21 protein-coding genes and 1 tRNA gene are annotated in these 23726 nt (G+C 68.8%); 12 read left to right on the top strand and 10 right to left on the bottom strand.

Annotation, left to right across the window (positions count from 1 at the left end; translation table 11 throughout):
* Positions 1–27: 27 nt before the first annotated feature.
* Positions 28–273 (top strand): hypothetical protein, encoded by a 246-nt coding sequence (locus tag AC1DY7_RS28690; protein WP_477497153.1) that lies wholly within the window; start codon positions 28–30, stop codon positions 271–273.
* Here the strand turns inward: AC1DY7_RS28690 and AC1DY7_RS28685 are convergent.
* The 5 genes from AC1DY7_RS28685 to AC1DY7_RS28665 form a co-directional block, all read right to left on the bottom strand.
* Positions 270–2267 carry a bifunctional copper resistance protein CopD/cytochrome c oxidase assembly protein gene (locus tag AC1DY7_RS28685; RefSeq protein ID WP_477497152.1) on the bottom strand — a complete coding sequence of 666 codons (1998 nt, stop codon included), beginning with the start codon at positions 2265–2267 and terminating at the stop codon, positions 270–272. The genes AC1DY7_RS28690 and AC1DY7_RS28685 overlap by 4 nt on opposite strands.
* 23 nt (positions 2268–2290) lie before the next feature.
* Positions 2291–4633 (bottom strand): glycerol-3-phosphate 1-O-acyltransferase, encoded by a 2343-nt coding sequence (locus tag AC1DY7_RS28680; RefSeq protein ID WP_477497151.1) that lies wholly within the window; start codon positions 4631–4633, stop codon positions 2291–2293.
* Complete coding sequence (locus AC1DY7_RS28675) at positions 4630–6135, bottom strand: HAD-IB family hydrolase (protein WP_477497150.1); 1506 nt, start codon at positions 6133–6135, stop codon at positions 4630–4632. Before AC1DY7_RS28675 ends, AC1DY7_RS28680 begins: the two co-directional genes overlap by 4 nt.
* A complete protein-coding gene (locus AC1DY7_RS28670) occupies positions 6132–7601 on the bottom strand; it encodes a wax ester/triacylglycerol synthase family O-acyltransferase (RefSeq protein WP_477497149.1) in 1470 nt (489 codons plus the stop codon). Before AC1DY7_RS28670 ends, AC1DY7_RS28675 begins: the two co-directional genes overlap by 4 nt.
* A gap of 119 nt (positions 7602–7720) precedes the next feature.
* Complete coding sequence (locus AC1DY7_RS28665; RefSeq protein ID WP_477497148.1) at positions 7721–8173, bottom strand: group I intron-associated PD-(D/E)XK endonuclease; 453 nt, start codon at positions 8171–8173, stop codon at positions 7721–7723.
* A 100-nt stretch (positions 8174–8273) separates the two neighbouring features.
* Between AC1DY7_RS28665 and AC1DY7_RS28660 the strand changes: the two genes are divergently transcribed.
* The 3 genes from AC1DY7_RS28660 to AC1DY7_RS28650 all read left to right on the top strand — a co-directional run bounded on the left by AC1DY7_RS28660 (position 8274) and on the right by AC1DY7_RS28650 (position 10585).
* Positions 8274–8349: transfer RNA gene (locus AC1DY7_RS28660), tRNA-Arg, on the top strand.
* A gap of 90 nt (positions 8350–8439) precedes the next feature.
* The gene (locus AC1DY7_RS28655) at positions 8440–9114 is read left to right on the top strand and encodes a cutinase family protein (protein WP_477497147.1); all 675 of its coding nucleotides are present in this window, start codon (positions 8440–8442) and stop codon (positions 9112–9114) included.
* A 46-nt stretch (positions 9115–9160) separates the two neighbouring features.
* Positions 9161–10585, top strand: a complete 1425-nt coding sequence (locus tag AC1DY7_RS28650; protein ID WP_477497146.1) for an SDR family NAD(P)-dependent oxidoreductase — start codon at positions 9161–9163, stop codon at positions 10583–10585.
* 27 nt (positions 10586–10612) lie between these two features.
* Here the strand turns inward: AC1DY7_RS28650 and AC1DY7_RS28645 are convergent, their stop codons facing one another.
* Entirely contained in the window at positions 10613–10990 is a 378-nt protein-coding gene (locus AC1DY7_RS28645) for an STAS domain-containing protein (RefSeq protein WP_477497145.1), read from the bottom strand.
* A gap of 221 nt (positions 10991–11211) precedes the next feature.
* On the opposite strand from AC1DY7_RS28645, the gene AC1DY7_RS28640 reads away from it, so the two are divergent.
* The 3 genes from AC1DY7_RS28640 to AC1DY7_RS28630 all read left to right on the top strand — a co-directional run bounded on the left by AC1DY7_RS28640 (position 11212) and on the right by AC1DY7_RS28630 (position 14890).
* Positions 11212–13422, top strand: coding sequence for a SpoIIE family protein phosphatase (locus AC1DY7_RS28640; protein ID WP_477497144.1), 2211 nt, complete (start codon positions 11212–11214; stop codon positions 13420–13422).
* Between the two features lie 37 nt (positions 13423–13459).
* A complete protein-coding gene (locus AC1DY7_RS28635; protein WP_477497143.1) occupies positions 13460–13753 on the top strand; it encodes a putative quinol monooxygenase in 294 nt (97 codons plus the stop codon).
* A 75-nt stretch (positions 13754–13828) separates the two neighbouring features.
* The gene (locus AC1DY7_RS28630) at positions 13829–14890 is read left to right on the top strand and encodes a hypothetical protein (RefSeq protein WP_477497142.1); all 1062 of its coding nucleotides are present in this window, start codon (positions 13829–13831) and stop codon (positions 14888–14890) included.
* 5 nt (positions 14891–14895) lie between these two features.
* Here AC1DY7_RS28630 and AC1DY7_RS28625 read toward each other — a convergent pair whose 3' ends face one another.
* The gene (locus AC1DY7_RS28625; RefSeq protein WP_477497141.1) at positions 14896–15789 is read right to left on the bottom strand and encodes a hypothetical protein; all 894 of its coding nucleotides are present in this window, start codon (positions 15787–15789) and stop codon (positions 14896–14898) included.
* Between the two features lie 181 nt (positions 15790–15970).
* Between AC1DY7_RS28625 and AC1DY7_RS28620 the strand changes: the two genes are divergently transcribed.
* Genes AC1DY7_RS28620 through AC1DY7_RS28600 form a run of 5 tightly spaced genes read left to right on the top strand, consistent with a single transcriptional unit; the run spans position 15971 to position 21509 of the window.
* On the top strand, positions 15971–17494 hold the full coding sequence (locus AC1DY7_RS28620; RefSeq protein WP_477497140.1) for an ABC transporter substrate-binding protein: 1524 nt from the start codon (positions 15971–15973) through the stop codon (positions 17492–17494).
* Complete coding sequence (locus tag AC1DY7_RS28615; protein WP_477497139.1) at positions 17491–18441, top strand: ABC transporter permease; 951 nt, start codon at positions 17491–17493, stop codon at positions 18439–18441. The genes AC1DY7_RS28620 and AC1DY7_RS28615 overlap by 4 nt, the downstream gene beginning before the upstream one ends.
* A complete protein-coding gene (locus AC1DY7_RS28610; RefSeq protein ID WP_477497138.1) occupies positions 18438–19319 on the top strand; it encodes an ABC transporter permease in 882 nt (293 codons plus the stop codon). The genes AC1DY7_RS28615 and AC1DY7_RS28610 overlap by 4 nt, the downstream gene beginning before the upstream one ends.
* On the top strand, positions 19316–20917 hold the full coding sequence (locus AC1DY7_RS28605; protein ID WP_477497137.1) for a dipeptide ABC transporter ATP-binding protein: 1602 nt from the start codon (positions 19316–19318) through the stop codon (positions 20915–20917). Before AC1DY7_RS28610 ends, AC1DY7_RS28605 begins: the two co-directional genes overlap by 4 nt.
* The gene (locus AC1DY7_RS28600) at positions 20910–21509 is read left to right on the top strand and encodes a class I SAM-dependent methyltransferase (RefSeq protein WP_477497136.1); all 600 of its coding nucleotides are present in this window, start codon (positions 20910–20912) and stop codon (positions 21507–21509) included. The genes AC1DY7_RS28605 and AC1DY7_RS28600 overlap by 8 nt, the downstream gene beginning before the upstream one ends.
* 7 nt (positions 21510–21516) lie before the next feature.
* Here AC1DY7_RS28600 and AC1DY7_RS28595 read toward each other — a convergent pair whose 3' ends face one another.
* From AC1DY7_RS28595 to AC1DY7_RS28585, 3 genes are all read right to left on the bottom strand, one after another.
* Positions 21517–22692, bottom strand: coding sequence for a hypothetical protein (locus tag AC1DY7_RS28595; protein ID WP_477497135.1), 1176 nt, complete (start codon positions 22690–22692; stop codon positions 21517–21519).
* Entirely contained in the window at positions 22647–23357 is a 711-nt protein-coding gene (locus AC1DY7_RS28590; protein WP_477497134.1) for a hypothetical protein, read from the bottom strand. Before AC1DY7_RS28590 ends, AC1DY7_RS28595 begins: the two co-directional genes overlap by 46 nt.
* 36 nt (positions 23358–23393) lie before the next feature.
* The coding region (locus AC1DY7_RS28585; protein WP_477497133.1) for a hypothetical protein at positions 23394–23726 on the bottom strand (333 nt) is incomplete at its 5' end.

Below are 23726 nucleotides of genomic sequence, written 5' to 3'. Positions count from 1 at the left end.
CGACATAAAATACATAGGGGAATGAATATGAAGAACCTGACCTGTGCATCGCTGATCGGACTGTCCTGCGCCGCCGTGGCATTGACCGGTCTGGTGGGCACCACCTTGAGCACGGATGACCCGATGCACTCCGCCGCGGGCATGGAGACCGGCGTCACGGTCACCAACTCGCCGTCCGCACCGCAGGACGTGCGCCCGCCGATGGTGAGCGCGGCCCCGCAGATCACCGGCCCCGCGCCGCTGCCGTCCGAAGAGCAGGGACTGCCGGGCTAACTGCGACCGGACTCCTGCTCGGCCAGCTTCGCCAGCATGGCGTTGTAGGCGGCCAGGTCGGCGTCGTCGTCGCGGTCGGCGGCCCGGTCCAGTCGGGTGGCGGTGCGGTTGTCACTGCGCCGCCACTGGATCAAGAGCGCCAGCATCACCAGGACCAGCGGCACCTCGCCCGCGGACCAGGCGATGCCGCCGCCGAGTCGCTGATCACCGAGCAGGTCGGTGTGCCAGTACAGCTGCAGTGACTTGTAGAAGCCCTCGGCCATCACGGTCTGGGTGCCCATCAGCACGACACCGAAGAAGGCGTGCAGCGGCAGCGACCCGAACACCATCCCGAGCTTGGCCAGCGACGGGATGGGTCGCGGCGTCGGGTCGATGCCGATGACCACCCAATAGAACAGGTAGCCGCTCAGCAGGAAGTGCAGGTTCATCGCGACGTGCGCGGCGTGCAGACCCGCGACCGCGTCGAAGATCCCGCCGAAATACAGCCCGTAGAAGCCGCCGACGAACAGCGCGGTCGCCACGAACGGGTTGGTGAGGATCTGTGAAGCCCGACTGTGCAGCGCAGCCAGCAGCCACTCCCGCATACCGGGCGGTCCTGCGCGCCCCGCGGCCGGAAGGGCGCGCAGCGCCAGCGTCACCGGCGCACCGAGCACCAGCAGCACCGGCGAGAGCATGGACAGCAGCATGTGGGCGCCCATGTGCATGCTGAACATCGCCGGCATGTAGCGGCCCAGCCCCGACGACGTCGCGAACAACAGCACCGCGCACCCACACAGCCAGGCGATGGTCCGCCCGACCGGCCACGCGTCACCGCGCCGCCGCAACCTGATCACGCCGGCCACGTACACGGCGGCGAACAGGATCGCGGCGGTGCCGAAGATCAGATCGAAGCGCCAGTCGAACAGGATGCGCGCGACGGTTGGCGGGCCGGCCAGGTCGTAGCCGATCTCGACGGCGGTGACCGACGGGTTGAACACAGGCGGCGGGGGCGGCGGGGTGCGACCCAGTGCGACGGCGATGCCGAACGTGAGGCCGAACACCAGCGATTCGACGAGGGCCAGCTGGATCAGCGGACGCCGGTTGTCAGGATCCTCGGTGAGCGCCCTGACCGAGCGGCGGCGCTGCACAAACCCGAGCACCCCGAGCGCGAGCAGGGCCGTGACCTTGCCGACGACCAGCCAGCCGTAATTGGTGTGCAGCAGGTCGGCCGGGCGGATCCGGACGAAGGCGTTGATGACCCCGGAGAACCCCATCGCGACGAAGCAACACAGCGCGATCGCGGAGAAGCGCCGCGCCGCGAGATCGGTGTGCGCCCCGCCGCGGAACGCCAGCGCCCACAGGGCCAGCAGCCCACCGGCCCACACCACGCCGGCGACCAGGTGGATGAACAGACTGTTGGTGGCCAGGTCGTGCGAGCCACCAGCCGAGGAGTGCCCGGACAGTGCGAGCGGCACCAGCGTGAACACCGACCCGGCGAACAGCAGCGGCGTCCACGACCAGCGCAGCACCGGGATGCTCACGACGGTGACGACGGCGGCGAACAGGGCCGTCCACCGCCAGGTGCCCGCCGTCTCCACCAAGCTGGCGACCGACCAGATATCGGACAGGCTGAGCCGGCTGGCCAGCGGTTGACCGGTGATATCGGACACCGTCAGCGGCACCAGCAGCACGGCGCACACCGTCCACACGCCGGAGGCCAGCGTGCCCGTGCGCAGGGCCCGGTAGCCGGCCACGTCCAGCACACCACTGGATTGCGGCGGCACCAGGAACGCGGCCAACAGGAACGAGCCGACCGCGACGGCCGCGGCGATCTCCCCCGCCGCGCGCACGAACGGCAGCCCATACGTGGTGACGGGACCCGGGTCCGGAAGGCCCGTCGCTGTCAGCGCGTCGGCCAGCGACAGCCCGCCCAAACCCGCCGCCACGGCACCGGCGAGTACCGCGACGCCGAACAGAACGGGCCACGCGGCACTCCGGGGCGTGGGGGCAGTCATCCCACCAGCGTATGGGGTGACCCTCAAGCGTCAGCTGTGTGCCGGGCCGCCTGCTCCCGCTCGTAGAACTGCGCCCGTGATCCGGCCTCCACGGTGTCCATGTCGGTCAGGATGTCGCGCAACTCGCGAAGGAACTCCGCACGCCGTTGCGACAGGTCGGGGGCGCGGCCCAACAGCTTCTGGTCGGCAACCACCTGGCGGGCGGTGGTGAACAGCAGCGCGGACACCGACTCATTGCTGCGCACCTTGCCCTGGGCCACCTGCTGGCGGCCGACGCCGAGCGCCAGCTTGGTCAGCTCCTTCTCGGCAAGGTCGGCCGGGGCGTCGCGCAGGACGTCGGCCACGATCTCGTACGCCTCCACGAACGGGCGCAGCATTGCCGAACCGAGCAGCGGACGCTTGGCCCGCAGCAGCGCCTCGATGCCCTCACGGCCCGACGCGATCTGCTCCTCCCAGTCCTGCGTCCACGACATCTCCTTGGTCAGGTTGTCGCGGAACGTCGCGGAGTCGGCGAAGTAGAAGTCGAACTTCAGCAGATCGCGCAGCCGCGCGGTCTGCGCCCAGAACACGTCGAGATGGTCGGATTCGGCGCGGGCCGCGTGTGCCAGCGCCAGCTCGATGATCGAGGTCTCCAGGAATGACGCGATGAGCGTGTTCCGGTAGAACGCCGCCTCGTGCTCGTTCTGCGGTTCGATCAGCCACACCGGCTCGCGGCCACTGTCGATCCGGGTGACCGGGTGCCCACCGGAGAGCGCGTCGACCGCCGCCCGCACCCCGTCGGAGGTGCGCAACCGGAGCAGGCTGTTGGTCATCGGAGTTCCCTTGCGCTCCAGGTAATCCAGCGAGTCCTGGAAAGTGCGGTGCAACTGGCCCAGCGTCAGCGCCACCCCGCGGGTGGTCAGCAGCAGCGCCGACACCAGCCCCGTCGCGTTCACCGGGGTGACCGACTGGATGCGCCACGCCACCTCGAAGGCCATCTTCTGCATGGCCAGCCGTTTGGTGTCCGGGTTGGAGGTGATCGGGCCGCCCGGCTCACCGAGGTACTGGCGCATCGAGACAGCCTCGGGAAAGCGGACATAGATCTTGCCGTAGTTCCGCTCGCCCTGGGCCTTGACGAAGTTGTAGAGCCAGCTGACCCCTTCCGGGGTCTTCTCCCCGCCCCGTGCGTACGCCGCGTACTCCTGGGTCTCGTGCAGCTGATCGAAACTGATGGACACCGGTTGCAGCAGGATGTCCTCGCTGCGGCCGTCGAGGTAGGCGTCCGCGACGTAGGACAGCAGACCGAGCTTGGGCGGCAACATCTTTCCGGTCCGCGACCGCGTGCCCTCGATGGACCAGTTCAGGTTGAAGCGCTTCTCGACGATGTACCCGACGAACTGGCGCAGCACGTACTTGTACAGCGGGTCGTCGAGCTTGCGGCGCAGGAAGATCACCCCGGAATGCCGGAAGATCGGACCCATGAAGCCGAAGGACAGATTGATCCCGGCGAAGGTGTGTACCGGTGGTAACCGGTTCTCCTGCATGGCAACCGGGACGATCACCCCGTCCAGATAGGAACGGTGCGAGAACAGCAGGACTGCCGGATGGATCTCCAGCGAGCCGCGCATGGCCTCGATCTCGGCGCGGTCGTAGTCGATGTTGGGGTCGAAACCGCGGCTGAAGATGGCGCGGCCCATGGTCGGGATGAGGTCGACGGAGAACCGGCTCCACCCGGTGGACAGCTCATCCAGCATCTCACCGGCCTGCTCCACGGTGGCACCCGGAATCTTGTCCAGGCCCTCACGGAACCGGGCCGAGGCCAACATCTCCGGCTTGACCAGTCGCGGCGACTTGTACTCCGGGCCCAGCAGCCGCAGTTCGACCCGTTCAATCGCCAGAATGGCGCGACGGATGACGAAACGTGCGAATTCACGCGGGTTCTCGGCGGTGGTGGTGTCGTTCCACTGCTGACGCAGCTCGGACACCTTGGCCGGCTCGCCGGCCACCACGCGGGCCCGCGACGGGTCCTTGCGCAGGATGCGGTGCTGCAACAATTCGGGCGGCCGGTAGGTGTCGCGGCCGGAGATGAGGGACACCACCTTGGACCGGGTGGGCAGTCCGCCGGGCACCCAGAACACCCGCACCGGAACCACCGACCGGTCCGGGCCGGCCGAGAGCTTCTCGACGAGTTGCGCCAGCACGGTGGGCGGCGGATCGTCGGTGGCGGGCAGGTGCAGCACCTCGACACGGGCGTCGGGGCGGTCCCTGCGCTGCTGCTGCAGCCAATCCTTGAGCAACCCCTGCTCGGCAGGTGAACCGACCGAGGCGAGCACCAGGGTGTCCCCGGTCGGGTGGAAGCTGTCGATGTCGCCGGAAAGCCTTGTCATGGACGGCCTTCCGGGGAAGGCGTCTGCGTGGTGCGTCTGTACAACGGCACGTCGGGAAGCTCGTCATGCGGCCAGGACAACAAGGTGTCCAGGTAGAGCTGACGAATCTCGGCGATGCGCTCGGACAGGTTGTCGTGGGTCCAGTCATCGGTGGAGATGGGCGGGAACACCGCGACATCGACGGTGCCTGCGTTGAACGTGCTGGAGTCGCGGGCGGCGATCACCTCGGCGTTGCGGATCACGATCGGCACGATCGGGATACCGGCGGCCATCGCGATCCGGAACGGCCCCTTCTTGAAGGGGCCGACCTCGGTGGTGTCCAGCCGGGTGCCCTCCGGCGCGATCATGATGGAAAGCCCTTTGCGAGCAAGTTCTTCCACCTTACGCAGACCCTCGACAGCGGCCTGGGTGTCGTCGCGGTCGATGAACGCCGCGTCCATCACCTTGCCCAGCGGCCCCATCAACGGGTTCTTCTCGAGCTCCTTCTTTCCCACGCTGGTGAAGTTGTCCTTCACCAACCGGCCCGCGATGAACGGGTCGGCCTGATTGCGGTGGTTGAAGAGGAACACCGCGGGACGCTGGGCGGTCAGGTTCTCCTCACCCAGCACGTTGAGCTCGATGCCCGTGGTGGCCATGAGCAACCTGCTCCAGTTCGAGGTGAAGAAGTTGACGCCCGTGCGCTTGTTGCGGGTGAGTAGCCCCAGGCCGATCGCGCCGGCCGCGACCGTCGGGATGGTGGCGAGGCTGGCCAGGGTGCGCAGCTGCGCCACCGGACTGCTGCCGCTGCGGCTGCTGAACTTCAGGATGGGCCAGCCACGCTTGAGCGCGACCGCGGCCAGTTTGCCCGCCGGATTGGTGGGACGCGGGTTGCCCACCACGTACATCAGCGCAACATCCTCGTCGCCGTCGGCGTAGAAATAACTCTGAGTCAGATCGACCCCGTTGGCGGCTGAGAATTGTTGCACCGCATGCGCTTTGCCCGGGCCCCAGATGATCGGCTGCTGCACCTCACCGGTGATCAGGCCTTCGTCGTCCACCTCGAACTTGTTGCACAACACCTTGTCGATCCCGAGGAATTTGGCGACGGGCTCGACCTGGACCGTCAACGCCGACGAACTCAGCACCACGGTGTGTCCGCGGGCCATGTGCGCTTTGACCATGGCCCGCATCTCGGGATAGATGCGGTCGCGGACGTGCTGCACGAACAGCCGCTCCCCCAGTTCGTCCAGATCGGACAACGAGTTTCCGTGCAGCATCCGGGCGCCCTTGCCGATCAGGTCTTCGAACTCCGAGCGGCCCAGTTGGTGGTTGAGCCCGGCCTGCACCATGCCGATGAACTCGCCGACACTCATCTGGCCGCGCCTCAGCCGGTCCTGGGTCATCAGCACGCCGGTGAACCCGGCGACCAGGGTGCCGTCCAAGTCGAAGAACGCGCCGATTCCCGGTCCAGGTGGGCTGGCCTCGATCTCGGCGACCGTCCCGGGCAGTCGTGCGTCACTCATTTATCGGCACTTCCGTTCGATGACACGGTCTCGGATGCAGTGAAGGAGGCCGCCACGGCGCGACTCTCGCCGCCGAGGGCCAGGATCTCGTCGAAACCCCGCAGCAGGCTGTCGGCCCACAACGCGTCGTCGGCGAAGGCGGCCCGGTCGTAGCGGGTGGTGACGGTGACGAAGCCGCCGCGCGACACCAGCACCGTCATCATCGCCACGCCCGGCAGCGGGCCGAGGCCGTAGTGCCGCAACACCTTTGCCCCGGCGATGAAGGTGTCGCCGGGATACACCGGCACGTTGCTGGCCTGCACGTCGGAGTTGACCACCGAGCCGGCGGCCGATTCCAGGACGGCGTCGGGCAGGAAGCTGACGAACGGCGCCAGCGTGCCCACCATGTCCATGGCGCGTTCCTCGCGCTTGCTGGTCATCTGTGAGCGGATCGCCTTGATCCGACGTTCGGGATCGGCGATACCGACCGGCGCCGCGAGATTGATTCCGGCAAAACGATTTCCGCCGGCGGGATCGTCGTCGGCGCGCAGGTTCACCGGGACCGCCATCGGCAGGGTGTCGATCGGGATGCCCTTGACCTCGTGGTAGTGCCGCAGCGCGCCGCACAAGCCGGCGAGGTAAGCGTCGTTGATGGAACCGCCCGCGGCCTTGGCGGCCCGGTGGAAGTCGGAGAAGACGATGTCGATGGCCTCGCTGCGCGAGTTGAGGCTGCGGCGGCGCAGCAGCGGCGAGTGGTCGGCGACGGGGCGGGACACCCGGGCGGTCGACAGCGCGTAGTCCACCACGCCGCTGACCGTGGCGGCCGGATCACGCACCACGTTGGTGACCGCGTGCACGGCACCGCCGAGCAGGCCGAGCACGCTGTTGGTGATCTTCATCGGTAGCCGGTTGATGCCCAGTTTCATCAGGTCGGTGGCGGAGAGATCCTGCGGAATCGGCAGGGGCGCAAGCTCACCGACGGGGGTATCCCGTTCCAGGGTGTAGATGTTGGCGAACATCTCGACGGTGCCGACCCCGTCGGCGACGGCATGGCTCAGGTGCAGGATGGTCGCGGCGCGTCCGTCGGCCAGACCCTCGACCAGGGTGGCCGTCCACAGCGGCCGGGTGATGTCCATCGGCGTCTGCAGCGCGACCTCGGCGAGGTCGAGAACCTGCCGCAAGGTGCCCGGTTCGGGGGCCCGGACCCGGCGCACATGGAAGTCCAGGTTGAAGTCGGGGTCGACCACCCAACGCGGTGACGCCGTCGGCAGCGTCGGCATGACCACTTTCTGGCGTAACCGAAGAACCTTGCGCGACGCCTGCTCGAACACCGCGCGGAACTGCTCCCAATCAGGAGTGACGTCAAGCAGTTCGACGCCCATGATGCCCGACCGGGTCCGTGGATTGGCCTCCCCGCGGTGCAGCAGGGTGTCGATGCCGTTCAATTTCTGGGGCAACCCCGCCGCATCCAACGGCACATTGCTCATCGCGCGTACTCCTCCTGTATGACGCTCTCCCGGCGGCCGCCATACGGCATCCACGCTAGTCCGCGGTGCGGTGGCGTGGCGCGGGTTTCGTAGCTGTCGACGGGCGCATCACACTGGCGTCATGCCGAGGCGCGATGCGCATCGATGGGCGGGATCGGTTCAGGCAGGTCGCGAAATGCCGAGGCATCCAGGATTCGCTTCTGCTGACCGTTCTTGGCCGGCGTGATGCGGAGGGCGACGGAGGCATTGTGGTCGGCCGGCCTGATGTAGTAGCACTCGTCGGTCTCCGGGCAATAGATGCACAGTGCGTCGACGGCTTCTTTGTCGATCGGCGAACTGTGCACACCATGGCGGTCGGACCATGTGGTCCGTAGATCCAGTCTGACCGCACCCGCCCGCGCCGACCGGTACTTCACCTGAATGCGGTAAAACGTTCCCGCCTCGTATGCGACGAGGTCGAACGGCGCATGTTCGGTGGTGGGAAGCAAGACGTCGAACCCCTTGACGACGAGGTCCGCATACGCCTTGGCGACGCCGAGGTCGCCCTTGTCTTTGGTGTGGTGTCGAGTCATCGATCGCCCTGTCGGTCGGCTTCCACGCGTCCCTGCACAGCGGGCGCCTTGCTGTGAGAAATGGCGCCGGCGACGTGTAAATTACGGAGGTCTGTGCTTTGCCCCCGTGGCGCAATGGATAGCGCATCCGGTTTCTACCCGGTCGGTTGCAGGTTCGAGTCCTGTCGGGGGTACCAATCTCGATCAAATGTCTGTGCCGTTTCCCGTTGAGCGCACCATAACGCGACGGTCCGACAAACCCGTTTGGGCATCGCTGCGGGCACTCCATGTGTCACGCTGACCACGTGAATGTCCGTACATCGTTGGCTCGTCTGGTTGCCGCGACGGCTTTGCCCGCAGCCCTGATCTCGGGAGCTCCGACAGCCACCGCAGACGGCTGCCCCGACGTCGAACTCATCTTCGCACGCGGCACCGCCGAACCGCCCGGCATGGGCCGGGTGGGCGATGCCCTGTTCGGCGCGCTGCAACCCATGCTGGGCGGCCGCAGCCTGGGCGCGTACGCCGTGAATTACCCTGCCAGCTATAACTTTTTGAACACCGGTGCCGGCGCCGATGACGCCCGGGGCCACATCGCCCGGATGACCGATCAGTGCCCGAACACCCGCCTGGTGCTCGGCGGGTTCTCCCAGGGGGCGTCCGCGGTGTCGATGCTCGCCGGCGTACAGCCCGTCGGCGACAGGATCGGCAGCATCGGGTCGGCCCCGGCACTCGATCCGGGACTGGCGTCCAATGTCGCCGCGGTCGCCGTCTTCGGCAATCCGGGCGCGCGCTTCGGCACCCCGCTGTCCAGCAACGGGCAGTTTGCGGGCCGCGCCATCGACCTGTGCAGCGATGGTGACCCGATCTGCTCGACGCGGGTGTTCGACCGCTCGGCCCACAACAACTACGAGGCCCCGCCGTACCCCGGCCAGGCTGCCGGTTTCATCGCCGGACGGGTGTAACCCCGCAAATTTGCGGCGGCTTCGCGCAACCTGGCACCCTTTGACGGTGACCGCGATCGATCCGGAGAAGCTCAGCGCCTGCCTGCAGGTGCTGTCCGAGGTCGAATCGTTGCCCCCCGAGCACCCGGACGCGGTGGCCATTCGGCGCGCCACCGCCGGTATCTGGAAGTCGGTACGCAAGGCCCGCAGGCACGCCAAGCGCGACGAGGTGGCCGCGGCCGACAGAGCCGTGATCGCCGCGACCGCCACCGGAGCGCCGGGACGCATCGACGACGAGACGGCGGGCCTGCCGTTGGTGTCCACGGCCGGCGGGGCATCCGCGGGAACCTTGCTGAAGTCGCGGGCCTGCTACATCTGCAAGAAGCATCACACCGTCATCGATGCCTTCTACCACCAGCTATGTCCGGAATGCGCGGCGTTCAGCCACGCCAAACGTGACGCCCGCACCGACCTCACCGGTCGTACCGCGCTCCTCACCGGGGGCCGCGCCAAGATCGGCATGTACATCGCACTGCGGCTGTTGCGCGACGGCGCACACACCACGATCACCACACGCTTCCCCAATGACGCCGTCCGGCGCTTCGCCGCGATGCCCGACAGCGCCGACTGGCTGCACCGGCTACGGATCATCGGTATCGATCTGCGCGACCCCGCCCAGGTGGTCGCACTCGCCGACACGGTGGCCGAGCACGGCCCGCTGGACATCCTGATCAACAACGCGGCGCAGACCGTGCGGAGAGCCCCCGGCTCCTACTCGGCGCTGGTCGAGGCCGAGCGCACCCCGCCCCCGGAGTTGTCCCGTGTCGACGTGGTGACCTTCGACCGCGTCAGCGACGCTCATCCGGCCGCACTGGCGGGCAGTCTCGCCGAGCATCAGACCCCGCACGGGATCATGGAACTCGCCCTGACCGCCCGCAGCGCCTCACCGGAGCGGATCGCCGCCGGTACTGCCATCGACGCGGGCGGTCTGCTGCCCGACACCGCGTCGGTCAACAGCTGGACCCAGCGGGTGCACGAAGTCGACGCCATGGAGCTGCTCGAAGTGCAGCTGTGCAACCAGACCGCACCGTTCATCCTGGTGAGCCGCCTGCGCCCGGCGATGGCCGCCTCCCCCGCCCGGCGCAAGTACGTCGTGAACGTGTCGGCCATGGAAGGCCAGTTCGGCCGCCGCTACAAGGGCCCGGGACATCCGCACACCAACATGGCCAAGGCCGCGCTCAACATGCTCACCCGCACCAGCTCCGCGGAGATGCTGGAGCAGGACGGCATCCTGATGACCGCGGTGGACACCGGGTGGATCACCGACGAGCGTCCGCATCCGACCAAGCTGCGGCTGGCCGAGGAAGGGTTCCACGCGCCGCTGGACCTGGTCGACGGCGCCGCGCGGGTCTACGACCCGATCGTGCGCGGGGAGGCCGGCGAGGATCTGCACGGCTGCTTCCTGAAGGATTACCGGCCAAGCGACTGGTGAATTCGCCTGACCGCCAAGACATCCGGCTCAGTTGTCGACGAGTGCCAGTTCTGCGAACGCGACGTCCAGCGTCGGACGGATGGTGAGGACGGCCGCCAGGCCCACCAGTTCCAGCGGGCGGCGGGTCACGGGTCCGTCGGCGACGACGATCAGCGGAACCTCGGACGACAGTTGGTCCTGCGTCTCCACGAGCGTCGACATGCCGCACGAGGCGAAAAACGTGGTATCCGTCAGGTCGATGACGACCGCGCTCGGCTGTTTGTCCAGCGCCGTCGTGAGGAGCTGGTTCAGGTCGGGGACCGTCAGCATGTCCACGACACCGGAACAGCTGATGACCACCGTCGTGTCATGCCACGTCTGGGCGCACATCAAGGGGGAAGGATTGGATTCAAATTGGTCGGACATCGAACACCTCGCGGACGCTTCGATTCGGGGCGCTGTGTCTCGCGGGCTGTGGTCTGAACCAAACAAGCTAAAACGCCAACTCTTAGCAAGCCTAACCCACGGACGCATGTCCATGTGATTGTGGACGGAGCGACCTGGCACTCTCGAGCCAAGTCTCGACACCACAACCTGGGGGTTTTCTCATTTCGCGTCCCACCGACGACGTCGACACGGCCGGGCTGTTGCCCGCCGGCACGCCCATCGACCTGGACAACTGCGCCCGCGAACCGATCCACATTCCGGGCAGCATCCAGCCGCGCGGGGTCCTCGCCGTCGTCCGGGAGCCGGGTCTCGACATCCGTCACATCAGCGCGAACGTCGCCGAGCTGTTGGGCCACGAGGTGGACGACGTGCTCGGCCGCCCGTTGGCCGTCGTGATCGGCGACGAACAGGCCGCACGGATTGCGCAGGCCGCGTCGGCGTTCGGCGAGCTGCGCCAGCGCAACCCGCTGGAACTGGAGATTGCCGTCGCCGGCACACCGCGGCCGTTCGATGCGCTGTTGCACCGAGTGCCCGGTGGGATGCTGTTGGTGGAGCTCGAAATCGCGTACGGCGAGCGACCTTTCTCGTTCCCCAACACCTATCAGGCCGTGCGTAATTCGGTCGAGGCGCTCAACCGGTCCGAATCGATGACCGAGCTCTACGACACCACCGCCCGCGCGGTCAGGGACCTCCTCGGCTTCGACCGCGTGATGGTGTACCGCTACGACCGGGACTACAACGGTGAGGTCGTGGCCGAATGCAAACGTGACGACCTGAATTCCTTTCTGGGGCTGCACTATCCGGCCAGCGACATTCCCGCCCAGGCGCGCGCCATGTACGAGAAGAGCTGGCTGCGTCTGATCTCCGATGTCGACTACACCCCGGCCCCGCTGGTTCCTGCCATGGACCCCGACAGCGGCACACCCTTGGACCTGACACACGCCACGCTGCGCAGCGTCTCGCCCATCCACATCGAGTACCTGCAGAACATGGGAGTCCGTGCCTCCATGTCGATTTCGCTGCTGCGCCACGGCCGGCTGTGGGGACTGATCGCGTGCCATCACTACGCCGGGCCGCACCTACCGCCCTACGGCGCGCGCGCCGCCGCCGAGTTCCTCGGGTCGACGCTCTCGCTGCGGCTGGTCGACCGGTTCGACGAGGATCAGTTGCGCGACCGGCTGACCGCGCAGTCGACGCTGGCCGCACTGACCAGTGCCACCCTCAACGACAGCGAAACGCTCGCGGATGCGCTGCTGCGATCCCCTGGGCTGCTCGATCTGCTGCCCGCCGCCGGAGCGGCCGTCCAGATCGGCGACGAGTACCGGACGCTGGGCGCGGTGCCGCCGCCCGCCGTGGTGGCGGCCGTCGCAGACTGGGCCCGCGACACCGGCAACGACATCGCCGGCACCGAATGCCTGTCCGACGAACTGCCCGGACTGGATCTGCACGATGCGGCGGGCGCGCTCGCGCTGAACCTGCCCGACGGGCAGTACGTGATCTGGCTCCGGCACGAGGCCCTGCGGGCGGTCGACTGGGGCGGCGATCCGCACAACAAGGCCATCGCCGTGCGCGAGGGCGACGGAGTTCGGCTCAGCCCGCGCAAATCGTTCGAACGGTGGCGCGAAGTCGTCGACAACTGCGGTGAACCGTGGGCGCCCATCGAGATCGAGTCGGCCGAATCGCTGCGACGTCACCTCGTCGAAGAGTTGTACCGCCGCACCCGAAGTGCCCTGCGGGTCGCCGAGGTGCTGCAGCGCAGTCTGCTGCCCTCCTCGATCCCGACGGTGCCGGATTGGGAGCTGACCGCCGACTACCAACCCGCTGCGGGCGGCCGGGTGGGCGGCGACTGGTATGACGCATTCCGGTTGCCCGACGGGCGACTGATCGTGCTGCTCGGTGACGTCGCGGGGCATGGCCTGGCCGCGGCGGGCACCATGGCCCAACTCCGTAATGCCTTGCGGTCGCTGCTGTTTGCCGGCGCCGCGCCGGCGGAGGCGTTGAGCCAGCTCAACGCCTTCAGCCTGCACCTGATGCCGCGCACCTTCGCGACGGTGATCGCCGCGCGGATCGAGTTGGGAACCGGTCACGTCGAAGCGGCGTCGGCCGGGCACCTCATGCCGTTGCGCACCGCGACGGTCGTGGCCGAGGCACCGGTGCTGCTGTCGCCGCCCATCGGCGTCCGCGGTGCGCAGTATCTGCCGAGCACGTTCACCATCGACCCCGGCGAGGCGCTGGTGATGTACTCCGACGGCCTGGTGGAGCGCCGCGGCTCGACCATCGACGATGGGCTGGCGCGTCTGGCCACGACACTTGCTGGGCTCGACGACATCTCGGCGGCCGGGATCTCGGCGGCGATGGGACAAGAGGGGACCGAGGACGACGTCACCGTCGTCACCCTGCGCCGCCTCTGATGCTTGCGCTTCGCACACCGGAGGTATGTTGTCGTCCATGCCGGTCACCGTGATCCTGGAACTGAAGTTCAAGCCCGAGTCCGTGGCAACCGCGCGGGAGGTATTCAGCCGCGCACTCAAAGACACCCGGGCATTCCCCGGCAACCTCGGCACCGACGTGCTGGTCGATGAGGCCGACGAAGGCCACTGGGTGATCTACGAACTGTGGGAATCGGTCGAGGCCGACGAGGCCTACCGCGCCTTCAGGGCCGGCGAGGGCAAGCTCACCGAGGTGCCCGGGTTGGTGGCCGAGCCGCCGGTCAAGACGCGGTACACCACCAGCGACGTCTGAGGCTCTGCCGCGCATTGAACCCGCGGCACCCGCGCACCGTGTCCTTTTCAACACCGGACACACAGGGGGCCGACCATGTCGCGAATCATCAACCTGCGCACCGATCTCGCCACCGCCGGGATGGCCGCCGTCACCGTCACCGCGGTGCTGACCACGCCGCTCCCCACCATCACAGCGGTATCGCCGTCCATGACCGTCGTCCATGAGGTGCGCCTGGCGGCGACATCGGTACCGCCGGGCGGTCTGGTCACCAGCTTCCTGCACAACCAGACTGTGTACTGCTCGATCATCTGCCCGCTGCTCGCCCAGACCGGCGTGACCGCGGTGTCCACCGCCCTGCGGGCGCCGCGCACCTTCCTGGACGACCTGTCGGCGGGCGATGTGCTCAAGGCGATCGGCGCCGCGGCCGCGTCGGTGACGGGACCGACCGAAGCTGCCGCCCAGAAGGCCATCGACGCCGACGCCGCGATCCCCGCACAGCGGGCGCTCAACGCGTTCGAGGTCGGCGTGGTCGGCCTGCTCAACGTGCTGCCCGCCGTCCAGAACGGCTTGCCCGGTGTCGCGACGGCACTGCAGAAGGCCCGCCACGACACCTTCGACGCACTCAACCTGCCGTTCGTCGAGAACCCGACGCCGACGGTGGCTCCCCGCGGGGTGTTCCAGGTCGCCGTGGTAGGCGCCATCAATGTGGTTGGCGCCGTGATCTTTCCGGCCTTCAATGCTGTCCTGGCCGGCGTCTTCGAAGTGCCCGACGCGGTGGCGCAGGAACTCGCGAAGACCGGCAACCCGGTACGCGCACTCGCCGCCGGGATCAAGGCCGCGGCCGGCGTGGTCGCGGCGGCGGGCAAGGTGGTCGCCCAGGCCGTCGGCACCGCCGTCCACGATGTGCGCGATGCCGCCGGTGCACGGACGGCGAGCACCAGCCGGGTGGCACCGAAGACCACCACGACGAAGTTCCCCACGAGAGTTCGGGCGTCGGCGGCGACGGACTCCCCCGTGGCAAAACCTGCCACGGCCAAGCGTCCGCACCCCGTGCGGGACGCCGTGCACAACCTGGTCAAGAAGGTCACCGCACAACCATCCGGCAAAGTTTCACGGACCAGCTCAGCGCACGAAACCGGTTCACACCACGAGTGATCCACTCAGGACTCGACTGCCGACGCCTCGTCGGTCTCCGAGGCGATGACCGTCTCGGTGGGGGCGTTGCGTTCCCACAGCACGGCGCCGATGCACGCGGTCAGCACCCATCCGGCGCCGATGACGCCGCACCAGGTGAGCAACGCCATCGCGATGCCGATCGGGCCGAATTCGTCCCAGCCGTCGAGCAAGGGCGGGAAGAACGTCCGCGCGGCCAGCGGCACCACGGTGCCGTCGATCAACACCCCGGCCAGGCCTGCCAGGAGTAGGTACTTGCGTCCCCGCCACCCGTCCCGCACCAGCAGCGCCGGGGTGACCGTCCAGAAGATCCACACCGGCACCAGCGAGGCCACGAACCGCAGTGTGCGCAAACCCATGTGGTGGTGGCCGCCGAACGCGATCCGTTCGCGGACGATCATCATGGCCAGGTACAGCGCGAACCACAGCACGCCGCGGCCCAGCTTGGCCAGCCAACCCAACTGCGCACGGCGCCACGCCTTCGCGAAGATCCCGGCGATGGTCATCGACATCGGGATGCCCCACACCAGGAATCCCGCGACGCCCAGGAACGTCCAACTCGACCGCAGACCCGACGCCCGGCCGAACACGGCGCGCACATGCTCGGTCATCGGCGACACCAGACCCAGTTGCCGGCTGACGGCGGTGCCCGGGCTCGCGTTGTCGGCGAACCCGGTGAGATAACTGAACCCCAGGATCATCAACGGAATGACCGTGGTGAACAGCTGCACCGACACCACCGCACCCAAGGTGCCACCGTCGATCTCGTTGAACCGGGCGATCACCGCGGCGACCAGACGCAGCTGCCGCACCTCGGCCAGCCTGCGGTAGCGGTCCTCGAGCCGACGGCGCACCGCCGGCGGACCGCTGTGGACATTCATCCCCAGCAGGCTAGCGTTCTCCCCCACTGTGTTACCTGCCTGACAGCATCCTCGCACCAGGTCAGCAGCTGTCGCACCTGGCCGGATCGATCCGAGGTGTAGACACTGCCCGACGTGGGTACCCGCCACGGAACTGTGTGCCGATGCCCATCCCGGGACGGCCCCGCGGAAAGTGATGGATATGCGACTGGTTGCGGCCGTGCTCGCCGCTGTCGTCGTGTTCGCGTCCACCGCGTGTTCACCCGGCCGTCGGGTCGACCTGGGTCAAGATGCCGGCAACCTCATCGCCGCGATCTCCGGGGAGCCCGATCAGTTGGACCCCCAGAAGACCAGTGCCTACTTTTCGTTCGAGGTGCTGGAGAACGTCTTCGACACCCTGGTGGAACCCGGCGCCGACCTCACCATGCGCCCGGCGCTGGCCCAGTCCTGGGAGACCTCGCCTGACCAACTCGTCTGGACCTTTCGACTACGCCCTGGTGTGACCTTCCACGACGGGAGTCCGCTGACCGCCGCCGACGTCGTCTACTCCTACCGGCGCATCATCGACGGCAAGCTGGCCAACGCCGACAAGTTCAGCGCCGTCACCGATGTCAGCGCCCCCGACGAGCAGACGGTGCGTATCACCGTCGCGCACCCGACACCCAACCTGCTGACCAACCTCGGCGGCTTCAAGGGCATGGCCATCGTGCAGCGCCGCAACGTCGAGGACGGCCAGATCGCCACCCACCCCATCGGCACCGGTCCATTCGCCTTCGTCGGTCAGAAGAGCGGCGACTCGATCACCCTGCGCGCCAACCCCCGATACTGGGGAACACCGGCGAAGATCCCGGGCGTGACGTTCCGGTTCATCAACGAGCCGTCGACCGCGTTGTCCGCGCTGCAGGCCGGTGAAATCGATTGGACCGACGCGGTTCCCGCCCAGCGCGTCAGCCAATTGCGCAACGACGACTCGGTACATCTGGCCGTGACGCCGAGCAACGACTACTGGTACCTGGCCCTCAACCAGGCCCGACCACCGTGGAACGACGTGCGGGTGCGCCAGGCGGTGGCCTACGCCCTGGATCGACCCTCGATTGTGCAGGCCACCAGTTACGGCACGGCACAGGCGAATCAGCTCGCCATTCCCGAGGGCAACCCGTGGTTCGTGCCGTACGACCGATACGGACAGGACCTGGCGAAGGCCAAACAGTTGCTGCAGGAGGCCGGCACCGCGCCGAAGACGATGGACCTGCTGGTCACCAGCGAGTACCCGCAGACGGTGACGGCCGCCCAGGTGATCGCCGACAACCTTGCGCCCCTGGGCATCACTGCGACCATCCGCACCGTCGACTTCGCCACCTGGCTCGACGAGCAGAACAGCGGGCACTTCGACATGCTGATGATGGGCTGGCTGGGCAACATCGACCCCGACGACTTCTACTACGCCCAGCACCACACCGGCGGCACCAGCAACGCGCAGAAGTTCTCCGACCCGCGCGTCGACACCCTTCTCGACGCGGGCCGCACCGAGACGGATAAGCAACGGCGCAAAGATGATTACGCCCAGGCGGCCACGCTGATCGCCGACGAGGTGAGCTACATCTACCTGTACAACCCGGCGGTCATCCAGGCCTGGTCGCCGAACCTGACCGGGTGTGAGGCTCGCCGTGACAAGGCGATCCGGTTCCGCGATGCCGTCATGGAGACCGGCGGGGACAGCCGATGACGACCGTCAAGTTCCTGGCCCGCCGGCTCGCGTACTCCCTGGTGGTGCTGATCGGCGTGCTGATCGTGGTCTTCGCGCTGGTGCATCTGGTGCCCGGCGACCCGGTCCGCATCGCGCTCGGAACCCGTTACACACCAGAGGCTTACGACGCACTGCGGCGGGCCAGCGGACTTGATCAGCCGCTGCTGCGCCAATTCCTCGGCTATCTCGGGCATGCCGCCACCGGCGATCTCGGGGTGAGCTTCCGCAACGGCGACCCGGTGACCGAGGTGCTGCTGCAACGGTTACCCGCCACGGTGTCACTCGCCGTCGTCGGCATCGTCGTGGCCATGGTGATCGCGCTGCCCGCCGGTATCTACGCCGCCCTGCGCGAGGGCCGCCTCAGCGACGCCATCGTGCGCGTGACGAGTCAATTCGGGGTGTCGGTCCCCGATTTCTGGCTGGGCATCCTGCTGATCTCGCTGTTCTCCTTAGTGCTGGGCTGGCTGCCGACATCGGGGTACCGGCCGCTGTTCGAGGACCCCGGCGGCTGGCTGCGGCACGTGATCCTGCCCGGGCTCACCGTGGGACTGGTCGCCGCGGCGATCATGACCCGCTACGTCCGGTCCGCCGTACTGGAGGTGACCGCCATGGGCTACGTCCGCACCGCGCGGTCAAAAGGTCTTGCGCCACGGGTCGTGACGATGCGTCACACCGTGCGCAACGCGCTGGTTCCCATCCTCACCATCACCGGCATCCAGTTGGCCACCATTCTTGGCGGTGTCATCGTCGTCGAGGTGGTATTCGCCTGGCCGGGCCTGGGCCGGTTGGTCTACAACTCGGTGGCCGCGCGCGACTACCCGGTGATCCAGGGAGCGGTGTTGTTGATCGCAGTCCTGTTCCTCGCGGTCAACCTGCTGGTCGACATGCTGTACGCCGTCGTCGATCCGAGGATCCGGCTGTCATGACCGACCACACAATCGACGACGAAAGGGTCAAGGCCTGGCGCCTGCTGGCCGGCAACCCCGTCACCGTCGTCAGCGCGGCCGTGCTGGTGGTCGTCGTCGTGATCGCCCTGACCGCACCGTGGATCGCGCCGTACGGCATCAACGACGTCGATGTCCCGTCGGCACTTCGGCCACCCAGCGGGGCTCATTGGTTCGGCACCGACGAATTGGGCCGCGATGTCCTGTCCCGGGTACTGGTCGCCGTGCAGGCGTCGATGAAGGTCGCGGTGATCAGCGTGGCCTTCGCCGCCGCGGTCGGTGTCACGCTCGGGGTGGTCGCCGGGTATCGCGGTGGCTGGCTGGACACCGTCGTGATGCGCGTTGTCGACGTGATGTTCGCGTTCCCGGTGCTGCTGCTCGCCCTGGCGATCGTCGCCGTTCTCGGACCGGGGCTCACCACAACGATTTTGGCGATCGGAGTCGTCTACACCCCGATCTTCGCCCGCGTCGCACGGGCGAGTGCGCTGTCCGTGCGGGTTGAGCCCTACGTGGCGATGTCACGCACCATGGGGACCGGCACGGGCTACATCCTGACGCGGCACATCCTGCCCAACATCACCGGCCCGCTCATCGTGCAGACGTCGTTGTCCCTGGCCTTCGCCATTCTGTCCGAGGCGGCCTTGTCCTTCCTGGGGTTGGGTCTGCAGCCGCCGGACCCCTCCCTGGGCCGGATGATCTTCGACTCACAGGGGTTCGTCACGCTGGCGTGGTGGATGGCCGTGTTTCCCGGGGCGGCCATCTTCGTCATCGTGCTGGCCTTCAACCTGCTGGGGGACGGCCTGCGTGACGTGCTGGATCCCAAGCAGCGCACCATGATCGAAGCACGGAGAGCGCGGTGAGCGAATCGGTGCTGTCGATCAGCGAACTCGCCGTGCGAATCGGCCGCCGGGAGATCGTGCGGGGGGTGTCGATGTCGGTCGAGCGCGAGCAGACCCTCGGCATCGTCGGCGAGTCCGGGTCTGGCAAATCGATGACCGTGCTGGCGGCCACCGGCCTGCTCGACGCACCCGGTGCGGTGGTCAGCGGATCCAGTGCCCTCGGCGAGCAGGAGTTGGTCGGGGCGTCGGCGCGGACACTGCGACACGTGCACGGCGGCCGGATCGGTTTCGTCTTCCAGGATCCCGGCACCTCCCTTAACCCACTGCTGACCATCGAACGCCAGATCACCGAATCACTGGAGACACACAAACATCAGACCCGCAGGCAGGCCCGCGCACGGGCACTCGAACTGCTCGAAGCCGTCGGCCTGCCCGAGCCGCACCAGCGCTTGCACAACTATCCGCACCAACTCTCCGGTGGGCAGCGCCAGCGGGTGATGGTGGCCATCGCCCTGGCCTGCGATCCGGAACTGCTGGTTGCCGATGAACCCACCACCGCGCTGGACGTCACGACGCAGGCACAGATCATCGCGCTGGTCCGGGATCTGCAGCGCGACTTCGGCACCGCGGTGGTGTGGATCAGCCACGACCTCGGGGTCATCGGCGAAGTCGCCGACACCGTCACCGTGTTGCGCGACGGGACAGTGGTGGAACAGGCCACCGTCGACGACATCTTCGCCCACCCCCGGGAGCCCTACACCCGCGAATTACTCAGCGCCCGTCCGGTATTGGGTGGCGGCATTCCACCCCCGGCCGCGACGGAGTCCGAGGTGCTGCTCGCGGTCGACGGCCTGGACGTCCGGTTCCCGGTCACCACACCGGCCGGGCGGTCCGTCGTGCACGCGGTGCGGGATCTGTCGTTCCGGATCAACCGGGGCCACACCCTCGGACTGGTCGGCGAATCGGGTTCGGGGAAGTCCACCGTCGCCGCCGCGCTGACCGGTCTGGTAGCCCTCGACGCCGGGAGCGCGCTGCTGGGCGGCACCGACGTGGTGCACGTGAAGGGCGCGACGCAGAAGTCTGTCCGGCGGCGCATCAGTCTGGTGATGCAAGACCCGTTCGCCTCACTCAATCCGCGTATGCCGGTGGGCATTTCGATCGGGGAGCCGCTGCTGGTCCACGGCCTGGTCCCCGACCGGGCGAAACGGGCCGGCCGGGTCGGTGAACTGCTCGATTCCGTCGGGCTGGCGGCATCGTTCGCCTCCCGCTACCCGCACGAGCTCTCCGGCGGGCAACGCCAGCGGGTGAACATCGCCCGGGCGCTGGCGGTGCAGCCCGAACTGCTGATCCTCGACGAGGCCACCGCGGCCTTGGATGTCTCGGTACAGGCCAAGGTGCTGGACCTGCTGCTGGAACTACAGCGCGATCTGGGGCTGACCTATCTGTTCATCGGGCACGACCTCGCGGTCATCGAGCGGGTGAGCCACGATGTGCTGGTGCTGCGTGACGGCGAGAAAGTCGAATACCGGCCGGCCGCAGAACTTTTCGCCGCACCCGAGCACGAATACACTCGTGCGCTGCTGGCGGCGGTCCCACCGGATCGGTTGGCCCATGCCTGAACAGAGCTATTGGAACCACAACTCGGCCTATCACAAGTGGTTGGTCCGGATCGCCTCCGAACACGCCGGCGGTGTGCTCGACGTCGGTTGCGGGGAGGGCCTGCTGGCACAGCGGTTGGCTCCGGTGGCCCGTTCGGTCACCGCCATCGATCCCGACCCCGACGCAATCCGGCGGGCCCGGGAACGAGTCGGGTCGCTGCCGAACGTCACCGTGACCGAAACCTCGTTCCAGGACTTCGATCCCGGCCCGTCGCGGTTCGGCGTCATCACCTTCGTCGCCACCCTGCACCACATGGACCTGCGCGCGTCGCTGACCAAGGCGCGCGCCCTGCTGGCCCCCAACGGCACCCTCGCCGTGGTGGGGCTGGCCCCGAATCACAGCCTCGGTGACTGGGTCGCCTCCGGCTTGCGGCTGCCGCTGGTCCGTGCGGCAGGCATGGTGCGCCACGAGACCCGTGACATCGGCGTGACGGTCGCCGAACCCCGCGAACCGCTGAGCGAGATCCGGCGCACCGCCGCGCAGATTCTGCCGGGCGCGTCCATCCGCCGCGGCCTCTACTACCGCTATCTGCTGCGGTGGTCCAACGCCTGACCCGCATTCACCAGCGGTCGTGACGGATGATGCCTGCCGCGTCGGGCATCAGGCTCAGCCCGCTCGTACCCGTGGTGCCCGGCGTGGACGCCGACCAACCGAGACCTTCGCAGACCAGATCGGTGGGCATGGACACCTGAGTCGGAACAGGCACCCCGAGTCCACTGAGACCGGGCATGGTCAGTTGCGGTGTCGGCAGGAATCCGGTCAGGCCGCCGGTTCCGGTCGGCGGGGCGAGCGACGGCTGCGGAATGAAGTCGGCCATCAGGCCTGCGGCTCCGGCCATCGGAGCCATCAGCAGTCCGGGCACCGCGCCCGCTATCGCACCGGGGATCGCACCGGCGACCGCGCCGGGCACCGCACCCGCGATGGCACCCGGTACCGCACCGGCAACCATGGCGCCCGGCAGCGCCGCCAGCGCTCCGGCCGGGGCACCCGCCGCAGCGGAACCGCCGCCGACGTTCACGGCGGGGGCCGTCACCGTCTGGGCGATACCCAGGGCACCGGTGCTGGCCATCAGTGGCCCGACCGCGCCGGTGGTCAGGCCACCGGATGCGCCACCACCACCGGCACCGCCACCACCGGCCGCACCCGCGGCACCGCCGCCGCCTGCTCCGGCACCACCACCGCCGCCACCGGCCGCACCGCCTCCGGCACCTGCGCCGCCCGCGCCGCCCGCACCGGCGCCACCGGCTCCGGCACCGCCCGCGCCACCACCGCCGGCTCCGCCTGCCTCTGCACCACCGGCAGCGCCACCCGCTCCGGCACCACCACCGCCACCCGCTCCGGCACCACCGCCGCCACCACCGGCTCCACCGCCTGCGGCACCACCGCCACCGCCGGCACCGTCGCCACCGACGATCGCCGCGGCAGGCACCGCCTCACCGCCTCCGACCGCTGCCGCGGGCGCACCACCCGCGCCTGCGGCGGGCACCACCGCGGCGGCGTCCGGCACCGGGCCGACCGCACCCACACCGGGCACGACGGCCGCGGCGGGATCGATGACCGCTGCCGGCGGGCCGCCGATCGCGGGTGCTCCCGCTCCGGCACCGGGTGCACCCACGGCTGCTTCGGGCACCATCGCCGAGTTGAGTCCTGTCGTCGCCATCAACGGGCCGAACGAGCCCGAGTCCAGCATCACCGGCGCGCCCGCATCAGCCGGAGCGGCAGCCCCGGCAGGCATGTCGCCGACGATCGGGGCACCTGCACCGGCCGGTGCGCCGGCTGCGGTCGCGACCGGGGCACCGCCACCCGCACCACCTGCGCCACCCGCACCTTCGCCACCGGCACCGCCCGCGCCGCCGGCTCCCGCACCGCCCGCACCCGCGCCACCTGCTCCGGCACCACCAGCGCCGCCCGCACCACCGGCACCCGCACCACCGCCGCCGCCCGCACCTTCGGCACCTGCTCCTGCACCTGCGCCGCCCGCTCCACCGGCGCCACCCGCGGCAGCACCTTCGGCACCGGCGCCGCCTGCACCACCACCGGCCGCGCCACCACCACCGGCCGCGCCACCGCCACCGCCGACGGCGCCTTCACCACCGACCACGCCTGAGGCCGGGACCAAGGCAGCAGCCTCGACCGGAGCCGCAATCGCAGCGGACTCACCTCCCACCGCGACCGCGGGAACTCCTGCGCCTGCCGCTCCGGCGGCCGCAGCCGCCAGGGGCGCCGCCGCGATCGCGGCACCGGTACCCGCACCGGCCGCGCCACCTGCCACCGCGCCACCGGCAGCACCGGCAGCACCGCCGGCCGCACCACCGGCGATGGCGCCGGGCACGGCCACGGCGATGGCCGCCGGAATGGCGGCGGCCGCAGCACCGGGGGCACCGCCACCGATTGCCACACCCGGCGCGCCCACCTCTACGGGGGGCGCCGACACCTCTACCGGCGGCAGAGCCACCTCGACGGGCGGGGCCGCCACCGCGATCTCCGCCGGAACCGCAACGGCACCGGCGGTGCCACCACCAGCGGCGCCACCCCCGGCAACGCCTCCACCACCACCGCCTCCGCCGCCTTCGACGACAGCGGCCGCGGGCACCGCGGCACCTTCCACTCCGCCGCCGCCGACCGCGCCGCCGCCCGCGGCTTCCCCGCCGACCGCACCGGCTCCGCCTGCAGCGCCGCCGCCACCTGCTCCACCCGCTCCACCGGCACCCGCGGCGCCTCCGCCACCGGCACCTTCCCCACCGCCGACCGCTGCCACCGGCGCAGCCG

This window comes from Mycobacterium sp. P2_H7, assembly GCF_056403275.1.
The sequence above is the reverse complement of the archived record's forward strand: the minus strand, read 5'-3'. Positions and strand labels throughout refer to the sequence as shown.